The organism is Marinobacter sp. AN1 (assembly GCF_026013985.1).
GTDB classification, from domain to species: domain Bacteria; phylum Pseudomonadota; class Gammaproteobacteria; order Pseudomonadales; family Oleiphilaceae; genus Marinobacter; species Marinobacter segnicrescens.
On the sequence record NZ_CP110342.1, the window covers coordinates 1,020,234 to 1,037,654 of the forward strand.

Here is a 17,421-nt window from a genome sequence, read left to right on the forward strand (position 1 = left end):
AAGGAGTTGCCAATGCTCACCCTCTACCCCGAAATCGAACCCTACACCCGCCACCGTCTCGCGGTGGATCCGCCCCATGAGCTGTATCTGGAAGAATCCGGCAACCCGGACGGCATTCCTGTCATTGTCGTTCACGGTGGCCCGGGCGGTGGTTGTGAGGACTGGTACCGGCGCTTCTTCGATGCTGAGCGGTTCCGGATTATCTTGTTGGACCAGCGGGGTGCCGGCCGCTCGACACCACTGGCGGAGCTGGAGGGCAATAACACCCAGGTGCTGGTGCAAGACCTGGAGAGGGTGCGGGAATTCCTGGGTATCGAGCAATGGATGTTGTTCGGCGGCAGCTGGGGCTCCACGCTTAGCCTGGTCTATGCAGAAGCCCACCCGGAGCGGGTGCTGGGCCTGGTGCTGCGGGGCATCTTCCTGTGCCGCCCTGAAGACATCCAATGGTTTTACCAGAGTGGCGCGGGCAGGGTGTTCCCGGATTACTGGCGGGACTACCTGGCGCCTATTCCCGATGCCGAACGGAACGATATGGTCAGTGCCTACTACCGGCGCCTGACCAGCGAGAACGAGCTGGAGCAGATCCAGGCGGCCAAGGCCTGGTCGGTGTGGGAGGGGCGCTGCGCCACGCTGCACCCCAATCCCCGGGTGGTGGAGCATTTCGCGCACCCGCATACCGCCATTGCCCTGGCTCGCATCGAGTGCCACTACTTCATGAATAATGCCTTCCTGGAGCCGGGGCAGCTGGTTGCCAATGCCCACAGGCTGGCGGATATACCCGGCGTGATTGTCCACGGTCGTTACGACATGGTCTGCCCGCTGGATAACGCCTTTGCCCTCAGTGAAGCCTGGCCACAGGCCGAACTCCGCATTATCCGGGATGCCGGGCACTCAGCCTCGGAGCCTCCGATCATTGATGCACTGATGCGCGCGGTGGAAACCGTTTCCCGTCAGGCAGAGCCGCGCCTCGCCTGACCGGGGCCATTGCTCACCCCATCGAAGTCCCTCAAAAATCGGGTGCCTGGGTGCTGACCAACTTGCGCCCGGGGTATTCCGCCGATAGAATCCGATCCGTATTCAAACCAGCCTCATTTCAGGGATGACATGAAAGGATTGATCCAGAGGGTAACCCGGGCCTCGGTATCGGTGGATGGCGAAACGATCGCCAGCATTGATCTGGGCCTCCTGCTGTTACTCGGGGTCGAGCGCAAGGACACCCCCCACGAGGTGGATGCTCTCCTCCACAAAATCACCCGCTACCGCGTTTTTCCTGATGACCAGGGGCGAATGAATCGCAGCCTGGAAGATTGCGGTGGTTCGCTCCTGGTGGTTCCTCAGTTCACTCTCGCCGCCGACACAGGGTCGGGTACGCGTCCGGGTTTTTCCGATGCCGCTGCGCCGGATCTGGCGCGAGCGCTGGTGGCGGAGTTTGTACTTAAGGCAGAGGGTGAGCTGGGTCAAGGCCGGGTGGTCCAGGGCGAATTCGGAGCGGATATGAAAGTGGCCCTGGTGAATGACGGGCCGGTGACTTTTTTGTTGAGTGTCTGAGCCAACTTGTGATTGCGAAGTGTTAACGTTACAGTCTCGTCACTTCTGGATTCGCTCACTTAATGTGCGGGAACAAGGCGGAACGGCAAAAGGTGCTCTAAACTGGTGCGGTTAGGGTGGAGGCAGAAGGGCTCCCACAATTCTTTAGTCCCTAATTCTCTGAATTGTAGACCCTTTCCAGGTAGTGGCCTTGATCTTGTTTAAGGACGTAAAGCCGAAACTTACATGCCTTACCTGAAATTACCATCATTGCCAATAAATGTTGGTTAAAAATTTGCAAAATTCTGGAAAGTGTATTACAACAATCTTTAACCAGATAATCCTTTAAGAAGGATTTGTAAGTGATTGACTGTGAAGGGCTCCGCGAGAAAAAGCCTGACGTCATCACCCCGCTTTCACAGCGTGAGCTGGCGATGGCGGGTGTACTGAGACTGACAGGCGGGTCAGGCCCGTCGCTAAAAACCTGAGTTAACTCAAAAGGAAGCTATAAGATGAAAAAAACAGCTATTGCATCAGCCATCGCCTTTGCCATGGTCGCTGCTCCGACAGTCGTGTCGGCCGCGACCAGCAAAGAGTACTCCGAGCTGAACGCTCGCCTGGACGCCATGCCGGAGATTTACGGTAACGTCCAGATGATGTACACCAACTCGGATCATGAGGATTTCGAGGGTTCAGGAAGTCAACTGACAGACTACACTTATTCTACTCTGGGGATTCGTGGCAGCCACGAAATCATGCCGGGAGTCGAAGCTTTCGGAAAGCTTGAGCTGGAAGGTTTCTTTCCAACTGAAGGCGAGACCAATGAAACTATCGAAACCGACGAAGCCTATCTTGGTGTTCGCGGGAATTTCGGTGAAGTGTGGGTTGGTTCCGACGATTCCCAGTATGAAACCCTGATTGGTGGTTATGGCAACTGGTACTATGAAGTTGGTAACGGGAATTTTTATGCCAACTGGACTACCGGCGAAGACGACCTGATTCAGTACGTGTCACCGAGCTTCGGCGGGCTGACCCTGCATGGTGTTATGCAGGTTGACGGCAAAAGCGAGCGGGACGAAAACGGCCAGAGCCGTGACAACAAGTATCCGTACCAGTTGGGCATGAAATATCAGCATGACCGGTTTGCCGTGGCGCTGGCTATGGACTCAAATGATGGCGCCGCAAACAACGAAAACACCTATGGTGTCCGAGTTGACTTTTTTGTAACGGATGCACTGTCGCTGAATGCGTTCTATTCCACCCAGGAAGGGGATGAGTCTGTGGCAGCCGCTGGTGAATCGTTCGGCGCTGACCCGGTTGAGTCTGCGGAGTCGTTTGGTAACGTGGCAGAAAACACCGGTCTGGGCGAGGAGTTGATCGGCGTTCAGGGGATTTACACCATGGGCGCCTCGCGTTTCACGCTGTCTTACGAAATGGAAGAAGACGATGTGGACGGTGCTGGTGACGGTAAAAGGGAGTCGTCTAACATCACCGCCCAGGCCCTGCATAACGTTTCCGACAACCTCTATGTGTATGTTGAAGGCCTTCATCGTAACGACGAAGAAGGTGACGTTTACGATTCCGCTTACAATGAGCTGAATATCGGTGGCGCTTACCTCTTTTAATATGTAGGGAGGCGTGTGTCACCCTCATAATGTAGTGCAGTAACCTGGTAGCTGGAACCTGATGCGCCTTGTGCTAAAGGTTCCAGCTGCTAAGGCGTTGCTTGGAAGGCAAATTTATTGCCGTATGTTTCGGGTAAATCCTTTGCTCGCCCTGTAACCAAACGGTCCCCATCAACTACCACTCCGCTTGCTGATTCCAGCGAAACCCCATAAGTCTGAATTCCGGGCCATCTGCAAGGGTTCTACCCCGTTTCCACGGACGGTTTTAAAACGGCTGATAACTTCTGATCCTGAACGGCAACCCTACGTCGCATCCTGGGATTATGGAACCGCTCAATGTAGTCGAATACATCAGCTCTCGCTTCGTTCTGAGTGCGGTAATGTCGATGGTGAATGCGCTCACGCTTGAGCATTCCGAAGAATCCCTCACAGGCCGCGTTATCGCCACAGTGGCCGACTGCACTCATGCTGCTCACCAGGCGGTTGCTGCCGAGATATCGTTGATAGTCTCCGCTGGTAAATTGACTGCCTCGATCTGAATGCAATATCACCGGGACTTTCCCCTGGCGCTGCCAAACGGCCATCTCAACCGCTCTTATCACCATATGCCGATCCTGTCGGTGATGCATCGACCAGCCAACGATCAGCTTGCTGAACAGGTCGAGAACCACGCAGAGAAAGAGCTTTCCTTCCTGCGTGGGTATCTCCGTAATATCCGTCACCCACTTGGTGTCTGGCTCCAGAGCGGACAAATTTCGCTCCAGATGATTCCGGATTCCCGGTGGCCGATGAGATCGACGCCCCAAGCGTCCGCGCTTCTTGCGTGGCCAACCCTGAATGCCGTGTTTGGCCATCAACCGAGCAACACGGTTCAGACTGGTTGACGTGCCTTCGGCAACCAGGTCCTCGTGCATTCGGGGTGAGCCAATCATGCCACCGCTATCGTCATGAATCTCTCTGATGCGTGACAGCAAGTGCTGATTCGCCTTTGCCCTGGCGGACTGCGGGCGAGATACCCAAGCGTAATAACCGCTGGCCGACACCTTCAGGCATCGGCACATAAGACGTATCGGGAAATGATTGCGACAACGTTGAATCGCCTGATACCTCAGGACGACTCCTTTGCGAAGAACACTGCCGCTTCGCGCAAAAAATCACGCTCCTTCTTCACGCGAGCCAATTCTCGCTTGAGACGGGCAACCTCCTCGTCTCTGGGAGAACCAGAGCCTTTGAAGGCCTTGTCTGTCTCCTCATCCGCTTCTCTGCGCCAACGAGACAGGAGATTGGGATTGATGCCGATCTCCAATGCTATTTGGCGACAACTCACACCGGGTTGACGGGTTAAAGCGATGGCTTCGCGTTTGAACTCTGGGCTATATTTTCTGCGTCTGGACATGAACACTCCTTTGGCACAGTGTGCCTCTTTTTAGGAATGTCCGCAGTAACAGGGTAGAACCCCTTTAGCGTGAGTACGAAAAAGCCGGGATCGGAAGATCCCGGCAACACCTGTGTTAACTCATGTCAGGCTTCGCTGTAGCGCCTGCAGTTGTATTCTGACTTCACGTTCCGGCGGTTACATAGAGAATTTGTGCTCGAAACCGACACCGAAGTAGGTGTCTTCCAGGGAAGACGTATTCTCATCCGCTTCCGCATTGGCGTAGTAGCCAAAGATCTTGCTCTTGTCACCCACCTTGTAGTCGGCCCCCAGAGCCATCAGCGTGAGGTCGTCGTCAGTCTGGTCCATGCTGGTCAGACCATACTGCGCCTTCAGCTTCAAACGGTTCAGGCTGAAGGCGCCACTGAGAATGTAGGAGCTGTCCTCGTAGCTCATGCCCGCCACGTCATCAGAGGTTTCGGATTTCTGGTAAATCGCCCCTAACTCGAAGTTCTGAATGCGGGCACCGCCGGAGACGCGCACCGCGTCTACCAAGTAGAGATCTTCGCCGATACCGGCAAAGTCAGCATCATAGATGTTGGTGGTGACTTCCGAATCGTATGCCACAGCGCCGAAGATAGTTCCATTATCGAATACCACGGAAGAGGAGAACGCGTCGGCGGCGTTGTCCCTGGTTTCACCGGCCTTATCGTCGCCTTCTCCTGGGATCATGGCCAGGTTCAGGGTGATGACGTCAGCGAGTTTCGGTGTGCTGTACTGGATAATGTTGCTGACCCGCTCTTCGCCACCAAGGATCGAACTGATATCGCCGCCCAGATTGTCGAACAGGTCCACGTCCAACTGTGCTTTCTTGAACGGCGTATCGAACTTGCCAGCAATCAGCGTACCCAGATTGGCGTGCGTGAAACCGCCGTAGATGTTCCGCTGATCGAAGGTTTCGCCACCGCCGGAGTCGCCGTTATCGACATCGATTTCGAACTCGGCCTGATAAATGGCCTGAACATTCTGGAAGTCCAGGTCAAGGGCGCCCTTGACGCCGATACGGGAAGCATTGCTGTTCAATTCCCACTGGTCGTCGGTGCCGTTATCGTAGTTCTCGTAAGAGACATTGACCTTGCCGTATAGAGTTATGGTGATTTCTGGTGTATGGAAGCAGGCTGAAGGGGTGGCGTATCCTGTTGGTTGATCACCGCCAAGATCACAACCAACAGAGGAATGATACGCCATGCCCAAGTCTAACCTGCATGCTCTTTCACAACCAGAGGTAGCCAGCAACGATCCGTTGCACGAGTTGATCCGGCAGGGTGCCCGGGACCTGATTGCACAGGCTGTCGAGACAGAGCTGGAGAGTCTGTTGAGGCAATATGAGGACATTAAGGCACCTGATGGTCGCAAGGCAGTGGTGCGTAATGGGCACCTTCCCAAGCGCACCGTCCAGACAGGCGTCGGTGACGTGGAAGTGCAGGTTCCCAAGGTCCGGGATCGCAGTGGCTCTGGCATTCGCTTCAACAGCCACCTGCTGCCACCGTACCTGAAGCGCGCCCGGAGCCTGGAGGAACTGATTCCCTGGCTCTACCTGCGAGGTGTTTCCTCTGGTGATTTCCAGGAGGCCCTGAGTGCGCTGGTTGGTGAACAAGCCAATGGCCTGTCGGCCAACACAGTGTCTCGGCTCAAGGCGAAGTGGCTTGATGAGCACAAGGACTGGCAGCGACGAGACCTGAGCCAGAAGCGTTACGTCTACTGGTGGGCGGACGGCGTGTACAGCAACGTCCGCCTGGATGACCGGCTCTGCCTGCTGGTGATCATCGGCGTGACCGAGCACGGCCACAAGGAGCTGGTTGCGGTCGAGGATGGCCACCGGGAGTCCGAAGCCAGCTGGCGAGAGCTGCTCACGGACATACGGGAAAGAGGCCTGGAGCCTTCGCCCAAGCTAGCTGTTGGCGACGGCGCACTGGGCTTCTGGAAGGCCCTGAGCAAGGTGTTTCCGGACACCCGGCACCAGCGGTGCTGGGTCCACAAGACGGCTAACGTGCTGGACAAACTGCCCAAGTCCGTGCAGCCAAAGGTGAAATCGGCACTGCACGAGATCTATCTGGCCGAGACGCGAGACAGCGCTCACAAGGCGTTCGATAGCACCTTGAGGCGGTTCCGGGACAAGTACCCAAAGGCCATGGAAAACCTGGAGAAGGATCGTGACGAGCTGCTGGCCTTCTACGATTTTCCGGCGATTCACTGGATTCACTTACGGACGACCAATCCGATTGAATCCACTTTCGCCACAGTGCGACTGAGAACCAAGCGAAGCCGCTCTTGCGGCAACCGCGACACCACGTTATCGATGGTGTTCAAACTGCTACAGTCCGCCCAAAAGCGCTGGAAGCGGATCAAGGGGTTCGACCAACTGAAGCTGGTCGTGGACAACGTGCAGTTTCAGGATGGAATACAGGTGGAAGATCAATCTGACAGGAACGCTGCCTGATGGTCATACACCAGATTTGACAATAACTCTGCCGTATACCGTCGGGCCCTTATCCGCCAGTGCGATGGACGGTGCGGCAACCAGTGTGCCGATAGCTGCTGCAAGCAATTGTTTTTTCATTCGCTTTCTCTCCAGATTCGATCGTTACCGATCAGTATTGAGTTCGTGGTGCCTACTATGCGGAGAGAATATGAATAAATGGTTAACTTAATATTTCATTTTTGTGAAAAGGCTCCCTTGTCGGAGCAGATCTCTGGAGGGGGGTTCTGCAGGGCGTAAGTGATAAGACGGAAATGCTTGGCCTTTACGTCTTTCGGACGCCAGTCAGGTAATGTTGCTTCGGGAAGTGGCCGGACCCTGGGGCCCGGCGAGAAAAGCAGGGTGTCCGTGAGGCTCCGTATCCATGGCTGGAAACTGTCGAGCACTCACGGACTGTCAGGCCTGTCAGACCTCGTGTGTGTGGTCCCTGATCCATCCCCGTGAGAAGGTCTGGTACAGCGCTGGCAGAACCACGAGCGTCAACAGCGTTGCCGAAACCAGTCCCCCCACCACGACGGATGCCAGCGGGCGCTGAACGTCAGAGCCAATCCCTGACGCCATCAGCATCGGTATCAGGCCCAGTGCAGAGGTGAAGGCTGTCATCATCACCGGCCGTAACCTTGTAAGGGCTCCCTCAAAGGCAGCTTCCGCTGGAGGTAACCCTCCCTCGACTCGCTGGTTGATCGCGCTGATCATGACCACGCCATTGAGTACAGCCAGGCCGAAAAGCGTGATGAAGCCGATAGAGCTCGGTACAGACAGGTACTGCCCCGTTATCCAGAGGCTCACCACCCCGCCGATCAGGGCAAGGGGTACGTTTAGCATGATCAGTAGCGCCTGCCCCACTGAGCCGAAGGCAAAGTAGAGGAACAGGAAAATCAGCGCCAGTGAAATGGGAACAACAATCATCAATGTCTGCTGAGCCCGACGCTGGTTCTCGAACTGACCGCCGAACACCACCGAGTAGCCCGCCGGCAGGTCCACCTCTTCCGCAATCCGGCGGTCAAGTTCGGCTACCACGCCGCCCATGTCACGACCCTCGATATTTGCCTGAACGACTACCCGGCGCTGAACGTCATCCCTGCGGATCTGCGGCGGACCTTCCTCAATCGCCACTTCAGCGACGTCTTCCAGCCTGACCCAGGCACCGTTGGGTGCCTGAAGGATCAGTGAGCGAATGCTCTCCGCACTGTTTCGGTACTGCTCAGCCAGGCGCACGTAGATGTCGTACCGTTCATTGCCCTTGATCACCTGGCCGGCACTCTGGCCACCGATCGCGTCAGACACCAGTTCCATGACCTGTGCGACTGAAATGCCATAGCGGGCGAGGCGATCCCGGTCCGGGCGGACGATCAGTTGAGCCTCCCCGGCGATCTGTTCCATCTGAACATCGCGGGTGCCTTCAACGGACTTGGCAAGGGTTTCGATGGCCTGGCCCTTCTCGGCAAGAATGTCCAGGTCGGGCCCGAACAGCTTGATGGCCAGCTGCGCCTTTACGCCAGAGAGCAGTTCGTCCACGCGGTTGGCAATGGGCTGGGAAAAGTTAAGGATAAGCCCCGGATGAACTGAGAGCTCCTCCTGTATCAGTGCCTGGAGCCCTTCCCGGTCCTCGGCCGACTCCCACTGTTCCGCGGGCTTTAACCCGATATACATCGCGATGTTGGATACGGGTTCGGGGTCACCGCCCAACTCGGCACGACCAATGCGGCTGGTCACATAGGTCACCTCCGGGAATTTCATGATTCGCTTTTCCAGCTTGGGCGCAATTTCCACCGCGGCATCGACGTTGACCGAGGGAGCAAGCGTCACCCGCACCATCATGGTGCCTTCCTCCATCTCCGGCATGAATTCGGTACCGAGCCTGGGAATGAGGAAGATGGCAAACGCCAGCATGACGATTGCTGTACCTGCGACAATGCTCCGAAACCGTATGGCGCGGTCCAGCAACCAGCGATAACCGGCTTCCAGCGGCTTCAATATCGGACTCGGACGATAATGGATGCCCCGGCGGAAGAAGTAGCTGGCCAGTGCCGGCACAACCACCAGCGCTGTACCCAGTGCGGCGAGCTCCGCGAGTACAATGCTGATTGCCATCGGCGTGAACATTTTCCCTTCCACTCCCTGGAGGGTAAACAGTGGCAGGAACACCACGACGATAATCATGACGGCGAAAAACACCGATCTGGCGACCTCCTTGGTGGCTTCCGCGATACGTAGCGATACACCTTGCGGATCGTCCTGCTCAGCCTGGTCGTGGTCGATTTCCGTTCCGCTGTCGTCAGGGGTGAGCTCTCGCCTCCGTTCGGAGTCGTGGAACCGGTCCGGGCGGGATATATGGCTGAAGATGTTTTCCATGACCACGATGGAGCCATCCACCATCATACCGATGGCAATGGCCAGCCCTCCGAGGGACATGAGGTTCGCCGACATGCCGAAATAGCTCATGACCATCAGTGCCAGACCTACCGAAATGGGAATCGATAGCAGCACCAGCAGAGAGGCCCGAAGATTCAGCAGGAACAGGGCCAGGATGATGACGATAAAGACGAATGCCTGCAGCAGTGCATCCACCACGGTGTCAACGGCACTGAACACCAGATCCGATTGGTTGTAGTAGGGCTCGATCCTGACACCTTCGGGCAGTGCCTTCTGGATGGTGGGAAGCAGTTCTTCAATATCGGTAATCGTTTCCGCGGTGTTGGCCCCGAAACGTTTGAGCACGATGCCGGCGACCACTTCGCCCATGGCCTGAACCTCGCCATCGGCGGTTCTCTTGGTCATGGTGACAGCGCCCTGACGTATCTCACCGCCGTAGGCCACCTCGGCAACGTCCCCGACGGTGATGGCTGTACCATCAACTTCCTTGACCGGTACGTTTGAGATATCCCGCAGGCCATCTTTACCGCTCCGGACCCAGCCAACGCCGCGAATGACCAACTGTTCGCTGCCGCGGTTGACATACCAGCCGCCGGCATTGCGGTTACCCGCATTGATGGCTTCGGTGACGTCATCAGCGGTCAGGTCGTAGGAAAGCAGCTTGGCCGGATTCAGCTTGACCTGGTACTGGCGGACTTCTCCACCGTATGAAAGCAGCCCCGTGACACCTTCGACCGGCATCATCAGCAGTTTCACCACCCAGTCATTGAGGCTCCTCAGTTCCATGGGGCCGTACTTTTCCGGATTCTCGCTGGTCAGCACATACTCATAGACCTGGCTGAGGCCACTGGTATTCGGGCCCATCTCGGGCTGTCCCACGCCTTCGGGAATCTGCTCCCGGGCAGCCTGAAGCTGTTCAAAGACAAGCTGTCGGGCGAAGTAGATGTCGGTGCCTTCCTCGAAGACAACGGTGATCACTGACAGCCCCGTACGTGAGATCGACCGGACCTCCTCGACGCTTGGCAGCGAGTAGATGGTCGCTTCGATGGGGAAGCTGATAAGCTGCTCCACCTCCTCGGCGGCCAGCCCCGGCGCCTCCGTGTTTATGACGACCTGGACATTGGATACGTCCGGGAATGCATCCAGGTTAAGTCGGGGGATGGTGAAAACAGCTACTATGACGGCCGCGAACAGGCCGATCACAACCAACAGGCGGCTTCTCACCGCCCAGTCGACAATGGCGTTAAGCATGAGGTCCCCTTTAGTGGTTGTGTACGGAGAAACCGCCCTTGGCAATTTCGGAATTAAGGTAGAACGAACCGTCAGTCACGACGGTGGTGCCAGGTTCAACGCCAGCGATCTGTACTTTTCCGGAGAGCTCTTTCAATCTCCGGATATCGACCTGCCGATACTTGCCCGGAGCTTCCTGTATGAATACCACCCATTCACCGGCGCTGTTACGATTCAGTGCCCGTTCAGGAACCAGCAGGCCGGGTTCACCCTGATCCGCTTCTATGGCCACTTCAACAAATTCACCAGGGTGCGGTGAGTGCTCCTCGTCAAGCTCAAGCTCAATGCGCACGCCCATTGTGCGAGTACTTTCGTCCAGTCGATGATGTTTCTGAACGACCGTGCCCTGGTGCCACTCGTCCCCTATGCGGACCCTCGCCGGTTCGCCGGGTTCGATGGCGCGCGCGGCCGAGGCCTGAACCGTCGCTTCTACCCAGACGCTGGATTCATCAGTGATCATGAAGAGCGGTGTTCCGGTCTCCACATACTGACCCACCACGAAATCATCCTCGATAATGGTGCCCGCCACTGACGCAAGCAGCCTGAACTGACCAAGTTGAAGCTCGTCTTCGCCGCGCAAAAACTGAGTAACCTGGGTTTCGGTCATGCCGTAGGCCTGGAGTCTGGACTGTGCCTGCTGGAACGCGACACGGGCCTCTATATAGCGCGCCTCTCCGACCACGGACTTGCCTAATTCGCGAACGCGGTACCATTCACGGGCAGCGATCTGGAGCGCGCCCTGGGCTTCGGCCATTTCAACACTGGTCAACAGTACAAGGGGAGCGCCTTTTTCGACCACGTCGCCCAGTTCCGCCATCCGTGAAACGACTTGCGCCGGAATCCTTGTACTCACGCGAGCGGACCGGTAGTCGTTCAGCTGGACTTCACCGGGGGCCGTGACGATTTCCGGCACTGGCTGAAGTTCAAGCTTTCTGGCCTCGATATTGGCCATGCGCTGCGATTCGCTGCTCAGCTCCACCACGCCCGGGGGGGCCTCATTGTGGCCTTCTTCGGCATGTCCTTCCTCTTTATGTTCTTCTTCATGTCCATCGGCGTCATGCCCTTCTTCTGAGGCCCTTTGCTCGTGCCCCTCACCTTCGTGTTCGCCCTCCTCTTCGTGGCCTGACCCCTCATGGCCGGGCTCCTCATGGGTTTCTTCGGACATTTGGGCGCTAGCCTGGCGCTGGCCCTCCTCGGCGGCATGATCGTGCTCGCCGTTTTCTTCGTGATTGGTTTGAGCCCCGACCGGAGCGCCTGCAAGCATTGCTACGAGTGTCAATGTAAAAAACTGAAACGGCATGTTCATGCAAATCTCCGTTAAACGTTAAAGCCCAAGTTCGCTCAATCCGGCCTGCCAGTCGCCACTGACAACAAGCCAGTTGGTCCAGCTGCTCCAGGTCTGTGCCTGCAGGCGTAAACCGGAGGCGCGGGTATCCAGGCGTTGTTGAATCTGCAACAGGTACTCGGTGGCATTGAGCTCACCCACCTGCCAGAGCCGCTCCAGAAGATCCAGACCTTCGTCCAGGCGTCCACTAACGGCCTGGTTCCAGTCTTGCAGGGCATTTCGGCTGCTCTGGTAGTTTTCCAGCGCTGTTTTCAGTTGGGCCTGCAGACGTTCGTATTCGGCGTGCATGCGAGCTTCCACCGCGAGGGCGTTACTGGCGGCGCTGTCCACTTCGTCGCTATAGTCATTGCGAACGTACAGGGGAATGCTGAAACTGAGGCCCACGATGTCGTTCTCGCCGTCTCTCGAGACGCTGGCGCCAATAACCGGGTCAGCGTTACGGTTGCTTTTGGCAACATCGATTTCGGCCTGAGCAGCGGCTAGCTTGCTGCGCAGGGCAGCAATGCGGGGGTGGCGCTTAGCGAGCTCGTCCAGCCGGGTGCTTTCTATCGGTGGTGGCAGATCTTCCGGTAATCCGGGCCAGCCCCGCGGCGTACCGCTCGAAAGTTCTCGAACGGACTGCAATGCCTCGTTGGCCTGAACTCTCTGCTCGGCCAGGGTGCTTTGGCCTTCCGCCAGTGCAAGGCGTGCCAGGTCGAGATCTGTCTGGCCAATATCGCCCGCCCGCTTGCGGTCCTCAGACAGATCGACAAAGCGTTGCAGTACATCGACCCGGCTCTGGGCAAGGTCGACAAGGTGCTGGGATGTGCGGTAGCTAATCAGCGCCTTCAGTGCCTTAGCCCGGATTTCTCATAGTGCTCCAACAACCTTCGCAGACCAAGCCTGGTAGTGCCAGATCCGAGTGGTCATGGTCGAAGTTGGCGATTATTTAGCCAGTTTCCGGCATTCAGGCACAACTCCCCCTTTCCCCCATTGGTATCGGGCCGGGGGAGCCCGATTATCTACTGGGGCACCAAGCGCTGAACCAGTGCTGAGAGATCGTTCTTGTGTGGATAGCTATCACTCATCAACACCCGTATTCGGCGGGTGTTGCGGATGATGACTGCGCCAACCTTGATCAGCTTCAAGCGCAAGGTGCCGGCACTCATACGTTCGAAGGGCGTGTTTTTCAGATGCACCCGCAAACGCTCGAACAGGGTGTAGGCGAAGCCGGATAAGATCAGCCGCCACTGGTTGGTCCACCAGTGTGTGCTGGAGGTGCGACCGGCAAACAGATCCAGTTGTTGATCCTTGATCCGGTTCTCCATATCACCCCGTGCGCAATACTGTTCGTAGTAGAGCTTGAATCCGTCATCGTAGCGGGAGCTGATAACGAACCGGGGGTTCGGGCCTTGAGGGCCATATTCCAGGCGCGCAACCACCCAGCGTGGCTTATGCCAGCTTCGGGCTTTGTAGCGGAAGCGGAAGGTGCTGGCGAGCTTATGGCCATGAGCCTCGTAGTAGGTCCGGACTTTGTCCATGGCTGGGGCGGCAAGCGCCTCCAGCCGCTGGTTGCGGGCCATGCCTACGATGTAATCCACCTGGTTGCGATCGCACCAGGCCAGCAGTCGGGGCTTGCTGAAGTGGGAGTCGCCCCGGAACACGATCCGGGTCTGTGGCCAATACTCGCGAATAAATCGCACCAGCAGCGCCAGAATGGCCCAGCTGTGCCGGGCATCACCTCGATTGCTGGTGCGCAGATAGCTCACCAGCAAGTGCCTACCGCAGAAGACGTAAAGCGGGAAGTAGCAGTGATGGTCGTAATACCGGTTAAAGAACTTACCCGGCTGGTCGCCGTGCACCGGAATATCGGTGCCGTCAAAATCCAGCACGATTTCCTTGGGCGGCTTCTCATGCTGCTCGATAAAGTGGTGCCAGAGCAACTCATGCGCTTTGACAATGGTTTGCCGATCCATCGCCTGCTCCATTCGACAAAGCGTGGACTTGCCGGCCAGAGTCGAGGCATTCCCCGTGGCGGTTTGTAGTGCCTGATCAAAGCGAAGCGCTTCATGATCATTCAGATCTTCGTAGCCGCTGGCCACGCCGTAGACGCGCTGCCGGATCATGGTGTTGAGCCCATGACGAATCATGCGGGCATCCCGCTGGTCGGTCAGCGTCTCGGCCAGTCGCTGGGTTAGCCGGTGTTGTTTATCGACTTCGCGCAGTAACAACACACCGGCATCCGAGGTGATATGGCCTCCGGAGAAATCGGCTTCAATCTGGCGGCGGGAGAGTGGCGAGAAGGTCAGTTTTTGAGGTACCATTTTGGATAGCGGCTTTTAGTGTGGGTTTTTGTGTAGGAACTTGAATTCTAACACTTTAAGCCGCTTCTTCCTTCCTCATGCTACCTTCTTCATGAGAAATCCGGGTTAGCCGCAATCTGCTGTTCTACCAGAGAAAGCTCCGCCTTCGCGCTCAGAACATCGCCTTGAGCGGCCAGAGCACGAACCTCGCGTTTGTCGCTCCAGTCAATGGTTTGGCTGATACCGACGCCCAGTTTGCTGACTTCGTTACCGAAAGCCGCCTGTTCGCCTCCGCTTTCGGCCTCGAAGTTTAGCTCGGGGTTGTAGAGAGGCTGGGAAGCCGCGTTTTGTCGGCTGATGGCGGCATCTACTTCTTCGCGCGCGGCACGGACATCGAAGTGTTCTGCCGTCACCGATTCGGCAAATTCGAGCAGGGTTGTTTCCGGGCTTGTAGTCTGGGAAGCGACCGCAGACCATGGGCTCGCCAATCCGCAGGCGAGGCCTATGGTTGCGAGCCATGTTCGATATGACATGGATGACTCCTGGGTATATTACCTGAGACGTGGTTTTGGAATTCTGTGCAGAGAGAGCGCGTCAGGCTCTGGGAGGCCGTTCGGGGGGCGCGATGAAGCGTGAGAAAAGGTAACTGGTGTAAATCACGGGGGATGGATTCGCACCGCGACACGTTGTCGTCAGCCTGGACGAGGGGAGTGCAAGACCATGAATCACTGAATGGCAGTTCTGGTCGTGTCCGGTTTTGGCTTTCGAGTAATCTGTATTGTCGGCGTTTTCGCTCAACTCAATACTTGAGTGCTCAACAGGAGACACATGTCCTGACGCCAGGTCAGTTGCCCAGCCCATGGCTGACACCAGCAAGAAGAAACATAAGAGAATTACTGGGAGTCTGTGTCGCACGGTCAAACGTATCCTGTTTGCGTTTCGGCGCTATGAGCGAAAAGCATGGTATTGCAACCTTTCGGCCTATGCAACCTCGACCCTGATTTTACGGTTTCCGGACAGCGGGGTTGAAAGTTGTCCCGGACCGCTGGTGTCCACTGCGGGTGGTGTTGGGACGGTCAGTCGTGGCCATAGATTCTCGCGTCCTTGTGGATATGGTCGGAATGTTCAAACTCCAGTGTTGAATGGTTTATGTCGAACTCCTGCTCAAGTACCCGCTTTATCCGGTATTTGGTGTTCTCGAGCTGGTCCCACAGGCTGTCTTCCACGACCACATGGGCCTCCAGCGAGGAATCATGTTCTCCCATCTGCCAGAAGTGTACATGGTGGAGGTCGATGACACCCTCAATGTCCAAGAGCGTCTGGATCACCGCATCGGTATCAATGTTCGTGGGACTGGCCAGCATAAGCGTTCTGATCGTGCCTCCGATTTCCGTCAGACCGAGATAGAGAATATAGCCGGCGATTCCTATGGTGATGGCAGGATCAACCCATCTCATGTCATAGAGCAGGATAAGGACCCCGGCAATAACCACGGCAACCGAGGCGAGAGCATCCGAGAGGTTGTGGAGGAACAGCGCCCGGATATTGATGCTGTCCTTCTGCATGGAATAAGTCAGCAAGGCGGTCAGTGTGTCCACCACCAGAGCGACACAGCCGAGCCAGACGACCCACCAGCCCTTGATATCCGGTGGGTCGATGATGCGCATGCCGCCTTCGTAGACCAGGTAGAGTCCGATAATGATCAATGACGTGTAGTTGATGAGGGCCGCGACGATCTCGATCCGACCGTATCCGAAGGTCATGCGTGCGTCAGCCGGACGGCGTGCGATTTTCCGGGCGGCATAGGCGATCACGAGCGATGCCATGTCGGAAAAATTATGCAGGGCGTCGGCAATCAAAGCCAGGCTGCCGGCAAAGATACCGCCAGCGATCTGTGCCAGAGTCAGGGTGGCGTTCGCCCAGATGGCCAGCGCAACCCGTTTGTCTCGGGAAGACGGATCAATGTGGGTGTGATCATGACTCATTACGTCAGGCTCCGAAAAAAATATCGTTAGACTATAGATGTTTGTTGGTCGATCTGCCAATGCATGGTTGGTAGGTCCGGCATGCCTTTAATGTTTGATTGACACCTCTCCTCCAAATTCAGGTCGTGGCTTGCCTTCTCTGGTAGTCTGGCGATCGGCGATAGACTTCGGTTTTCTCTTGAGTGGTGGAAAAGATGGCAGAAGAACTGGAAATCAAGCTGAGTCTTACCCCGGTTGCCCTGAACCAGGCCGCAGAGTGGCTGTCGGCCCAGACCGGTGTCAGTATAGGCGCTGAGAAGACGCTGATTAACCGTTACTACGATACCCCGGCCGGAGACCTCAACCACCAGAAAGTGGCCCTGCGCGTTCGTCAGGCAGGTGACAAGTATATCCAGACCCTGAAAACCAAGGGTGAGTTCGTGGATGGTGCTCATCGGCGTCAGGAGTGGGAATGGCCCCTGATGGGCAGGGAGCTCAACATCGGCCTGATTGCCGACACCCCGGTGGGCCAGGATGTGAACCTGGCGGCACTGCAGCCGGTGTTCGAGACCAATTTTGTGCGGCGCATACGGATGCTGGAGGGGAGCGGTACCACCATCGAATGCGCCCTCGATCAGGGCAGCATCCTGGCCGGCGGGCAGCGTCGGGATCTGTGCGAGCTGGAACTTGAGCTGAAACAGGGCGACCCGGGGCCGTTGCTGGACTGGGCGCGGGCACTGGCGGGCAGGGTGCCTGTGTTCCTGAACCTGATCAGCAAGGCGGAGCAGGGTTATGCGCTCGCGGGGCTGCATCAGCCGGTCCCGCTGGCGGAGCAGGATCCGTTGGTGAACCGCGTGTTGCACGGTCTGTCACGGGCGTGGTTGTCGGGGGCCGTGGATGAGGCGTTGACGGCGGACCTGCGGGGGCTTTCGGATCGGGACGCGCTGCCAGACACGCTCGCCGGTGAACTGGCCTGGTTGAAGGGCGCGCTGGACTCGGGCGAGAATGTGGCTGATCTGGCCGCCGGCACCACCAGGCTCGGGCAACTACAGCTCGCTCTGCTGGAGCTGCCCGAAGAGTAACAGGATGACGGGGCGG

The 17,421-nt window shown here is 57.1% G+C and carries 13 protein-coding genes and 1 pseudogene; 5 read left to right on the top strand and 9 right to left on the bottom strand.

Translation table 11 applies throughout. The annotated features are described in order from the left end of the window. The first annotated feature begins 12 nt into the window (after window positions 1–12). From pip to LJ360_RS04575, 3 genes are all read left to right on the top strand, one after another. Window positions 13–975 carry a prolyl aminopeptidase gene (gene pip / locus LJ360_RS04565; RefSeq protein ID WP_264995409.1) on the top strand — a complete coding sequence of 321 codons (963 nt, stop codon included), beginning with the start codon at window positions 13–15 and terminating at the stop codon, window positions 973–975. 129 nt (window positions 976–1,104) lie between these two features. Continuing rightward, window positions 1,105–1,548 carry a D-aminoacyl-tRNA deacylase gene (gene dtd / locus LJ360_RS04570; RefSeq protein WP_264995410.1) on the top strand — a complete coding sequence of 148 codons (444 nt, stop codon included), beginning with the start codon at window positions 1,105–1,107 and terminating at the stop codon, window positions 1,546–1,548. 491 nt (window positions 1,549–2,039) lie between these two features. Continuing rightward, window positions 2,040–3,152, top strand: a complete 1,113-nt coding sequence (locus LJ360_RS04575) for a porin (protein ID WP_264995411.1) — start codon at window positions 2,040–2,042, stop codon at window positions 3,150–3,152. Between the two features lie 242 nt (window positions 3,153–3,394). On the opposite strand, the gene LJ360_RS04580 is transcribed toward LJ360_RS04575, so the two are convergent. Beyond that, window positions 3,395–4,548, bottom strand: a protein-coding gene (locus tag LJ360_RS04580; RefSeq protein ID WP_264995412.1) for an IS3 family transposase whose coding sequence is annotated in 2 segments (ribosomal slippage) — window positions 3,395–4,308 and window positions 4,308–4,548 — 1,155 coding nt in all. Because the reading frame shifts where the segments join, the coding sequence is not laid out codon by codon here. Between the two features lie 177 nt (window positions 4,549–4,725). Next, window positions 4,726–5,775, bottom strand: a complete 1,050-nt coding sequence (locus LJ360_RS04585) for a porin (protein WP_264995413.1) — start codon at window positions 5,773–5,775, stop codon at window positions 4,726–4,728. Between LJ360_RS04585 and LJ360_RS04590 the strand changes: the two genes are divergently transcribed. Further along, a complete protein-coding gene (locus LJ360_RS04590) occupies window positions 5,774–7,027 on the top strand; it encodes an IS256 family transposase (protein WP_264994805.1) in 1,254 nt (417 codons plus the stop codon). The genes LJ360_RS04585 and LJ360_RS04590 overlap by 2 nt on opposite strands. 444 nt (window positions 7,028–7,471) lie before the next feature. On the opposite strand, the gene LJ360_RS04595 is transcribed toward LJ360_RS04590, so the two are convergent. The 7 genes and pseudogenes from LJ360_RS04595 to LJ360_RS04620 form a co-directional block, all read right to left on the bottom strand. Continuing rightward, window positions 7,472–10,693, bottom strand: a complete 3,222-nt coding sequence (locus LJ360_RS04595) for an efflux RND transporter permease subunit (RefSeq protein ID WP_248234398.1) — start codon at window positions 10,691–10,693, stop codon at window positions 7,472–7,474. A 10-nt stretch (window positions 10,694–10,703) separates the two neighbouring features. Beyond that, a complete protein-coding gene (locus LJ360_RS04600) occupies window positions 10,704–12,038 on the bottom strand; it encodes an efflux RND transporter periplasmic adaptor subunit (protein WP_091851161.1) in 1,335 nt (444 codons plus the stop codon). An 18-nt stretch (window positions 12,039–12,056) separates the two neighbouring features. Further along, complete coding sequence (locus LJ360_RS04605) at window positions 12,057–12,701, bottom strand: TolC family protein (protein ID WP_264995414.1); 645 nt, start codon at window positions 12,699–12,701, stop codon at window positions 12,057–12,059. A 54-nt stretch (window positions 12,702–12,755) separates the two neighbouring features. Next, a pseudogene (locus LJ360_RS19985) lies at window positions 12,756–12,923 on the bottom strand (hypothetical protein); the annotation flags it as partial. Between the two features lie 155 nt (window positions 12,924–13,078). Further along, window positions 13,079–14,380, bottom strand: a complete 1,302-nt coding sequence (locus LJ360_RS04610; RefSeq protein ID WP_041336316.1) for an IS1380 family transposase — start codon at window positions 14,378–14,380, stop codon at window positions 13,079–13,081. Window positions 14,381–14,469: 89 nt separating this feature from the next. After that, window positions 14,470–14,892, bottom strand: a complete 423-nt coding sequence (locus LJ360_RS04615; protein ID WP_264995415.1) for a TolC family protein — start codon at window positions 14,890–14,892, stop codon at window positions 14,470–14,472. A 543-nt stretch (window positions 14,893–15,435) separates the two neighbouring features. Continuing rightward, window positions 15,436–16,344 carry a cation diffusion facilitator family transporter gene (locus LJ360_RS04620; protein WP_091851167.1) on the bottom strand — a complete coding sequence of 303 codons (909 nt, stop codon included), beginning with the start codon at window positions 16,342–16,344 and terminating at the stop codon, window positions 15,436–15,438. Window positions 16,345–16,538: 194 nt separating this feature from the next. On the opposite strand from LJ360_RS04620, the gene LJ360_RS04625 reads away from it, so the two are divergent. After that, the gene (locus LJ360_RS04625; protein WP_091851170.1) at window positions 16,539–17,405 is read left to right on the top strand and encodes a CYTH domain-containing protein; all 867 of its coding nucleotides are present in this window, start codon (window positions 16,539–16,541) and stop codon (window positions 17,403–17,405) included. The last annotated feature ends 16 nt before the right edge of the window (window positions 17,406–17,421 follow it).

What these genes read in the sequence shown, in the direction of transcription:
- pip (WP_264995409.1), top strand. Translation starts at nt 13, where the DNA reads ATGCTCACCCTCTACCCCGAAATCGAACCCTACACCCGCCACCGTCTC.
- dtd (WP_264995410.1), top strand. Translation starts at nt 1,105, where the DNA reads ATGAAAGGATTGATCCAGAGGGTAACCCGGGCCTCGGTATCGGTGGAT.
- LJ360_RS04575 (WP_264995411.1), top strand. Translation starts at nt 2,040, where the DNA reads ATGAAAAAAACAGCTATTGCATCAGCCATCGCCTTTGCCATGGTCGCT.
- LJ360_RS04590 (WP_264994805.1), top strand. Translation starts at nt 5,774, where the DNA reads ATGCCCAAGTCTAACCTGCATGCTCTTTCACAACCAGAGGTAGCCAGC.
- LJ360_RS04585 (WP_264995413.1), bottom strand. Translation starts at nt 5,775, where the DNA reads ATGGCGTATCATTCCTCTGTTGGTTGTGATCTTGGCGGTGATCAACCA.
- LJ360_RS04595 (WP_248234398.1), bottom strand. Translation starts at nt 10,693, where the DNA reads ATGCTTAACGCCATTGTCGACTGGGCGGTGAGAAGCCGCCTGTTGGTT.
- LJ360_RS04600 (WP_091851161.1), bottom strand. Translation starts at nt 12,038, where the DNA reads ATGAACATGCCGTTTCAGTTTTTTACATTGACACTCGTAGCAATGCTT.
- LJ360_RS04610 (WP_041336316.1), bottom strand. Translation starts at nt 14,380, where the DNA reads ATGGTACCTCAAAAACTGACCTTCTCGCCACTCTCCCGCCGCCAGATT.
- LJ360_RS04615 (WP_264995415.1), bottom strand. Translation starts at nt 14,892, where the DNA reads ATGTCATATCGAACATGGCTCGCAACCATAGGCCTCGCCTGCGGATTG.
- LJ360_RS04620 (WP_091851167.1), bottom strand. Translation starts at nt 16,344, where the DNA reads ATGAGTCATGATCACACCCACATTGATCCGTCTTCCCGAGACAAACGG.
- LJ360_RS04625 (WP_091851170.1), top strand. Translation starts at nt 16,539, where the DNA reads ATGGCAGAAGAACTGGAAATCAAGCTGAGTCTTACCCCGGTTGCCCTG.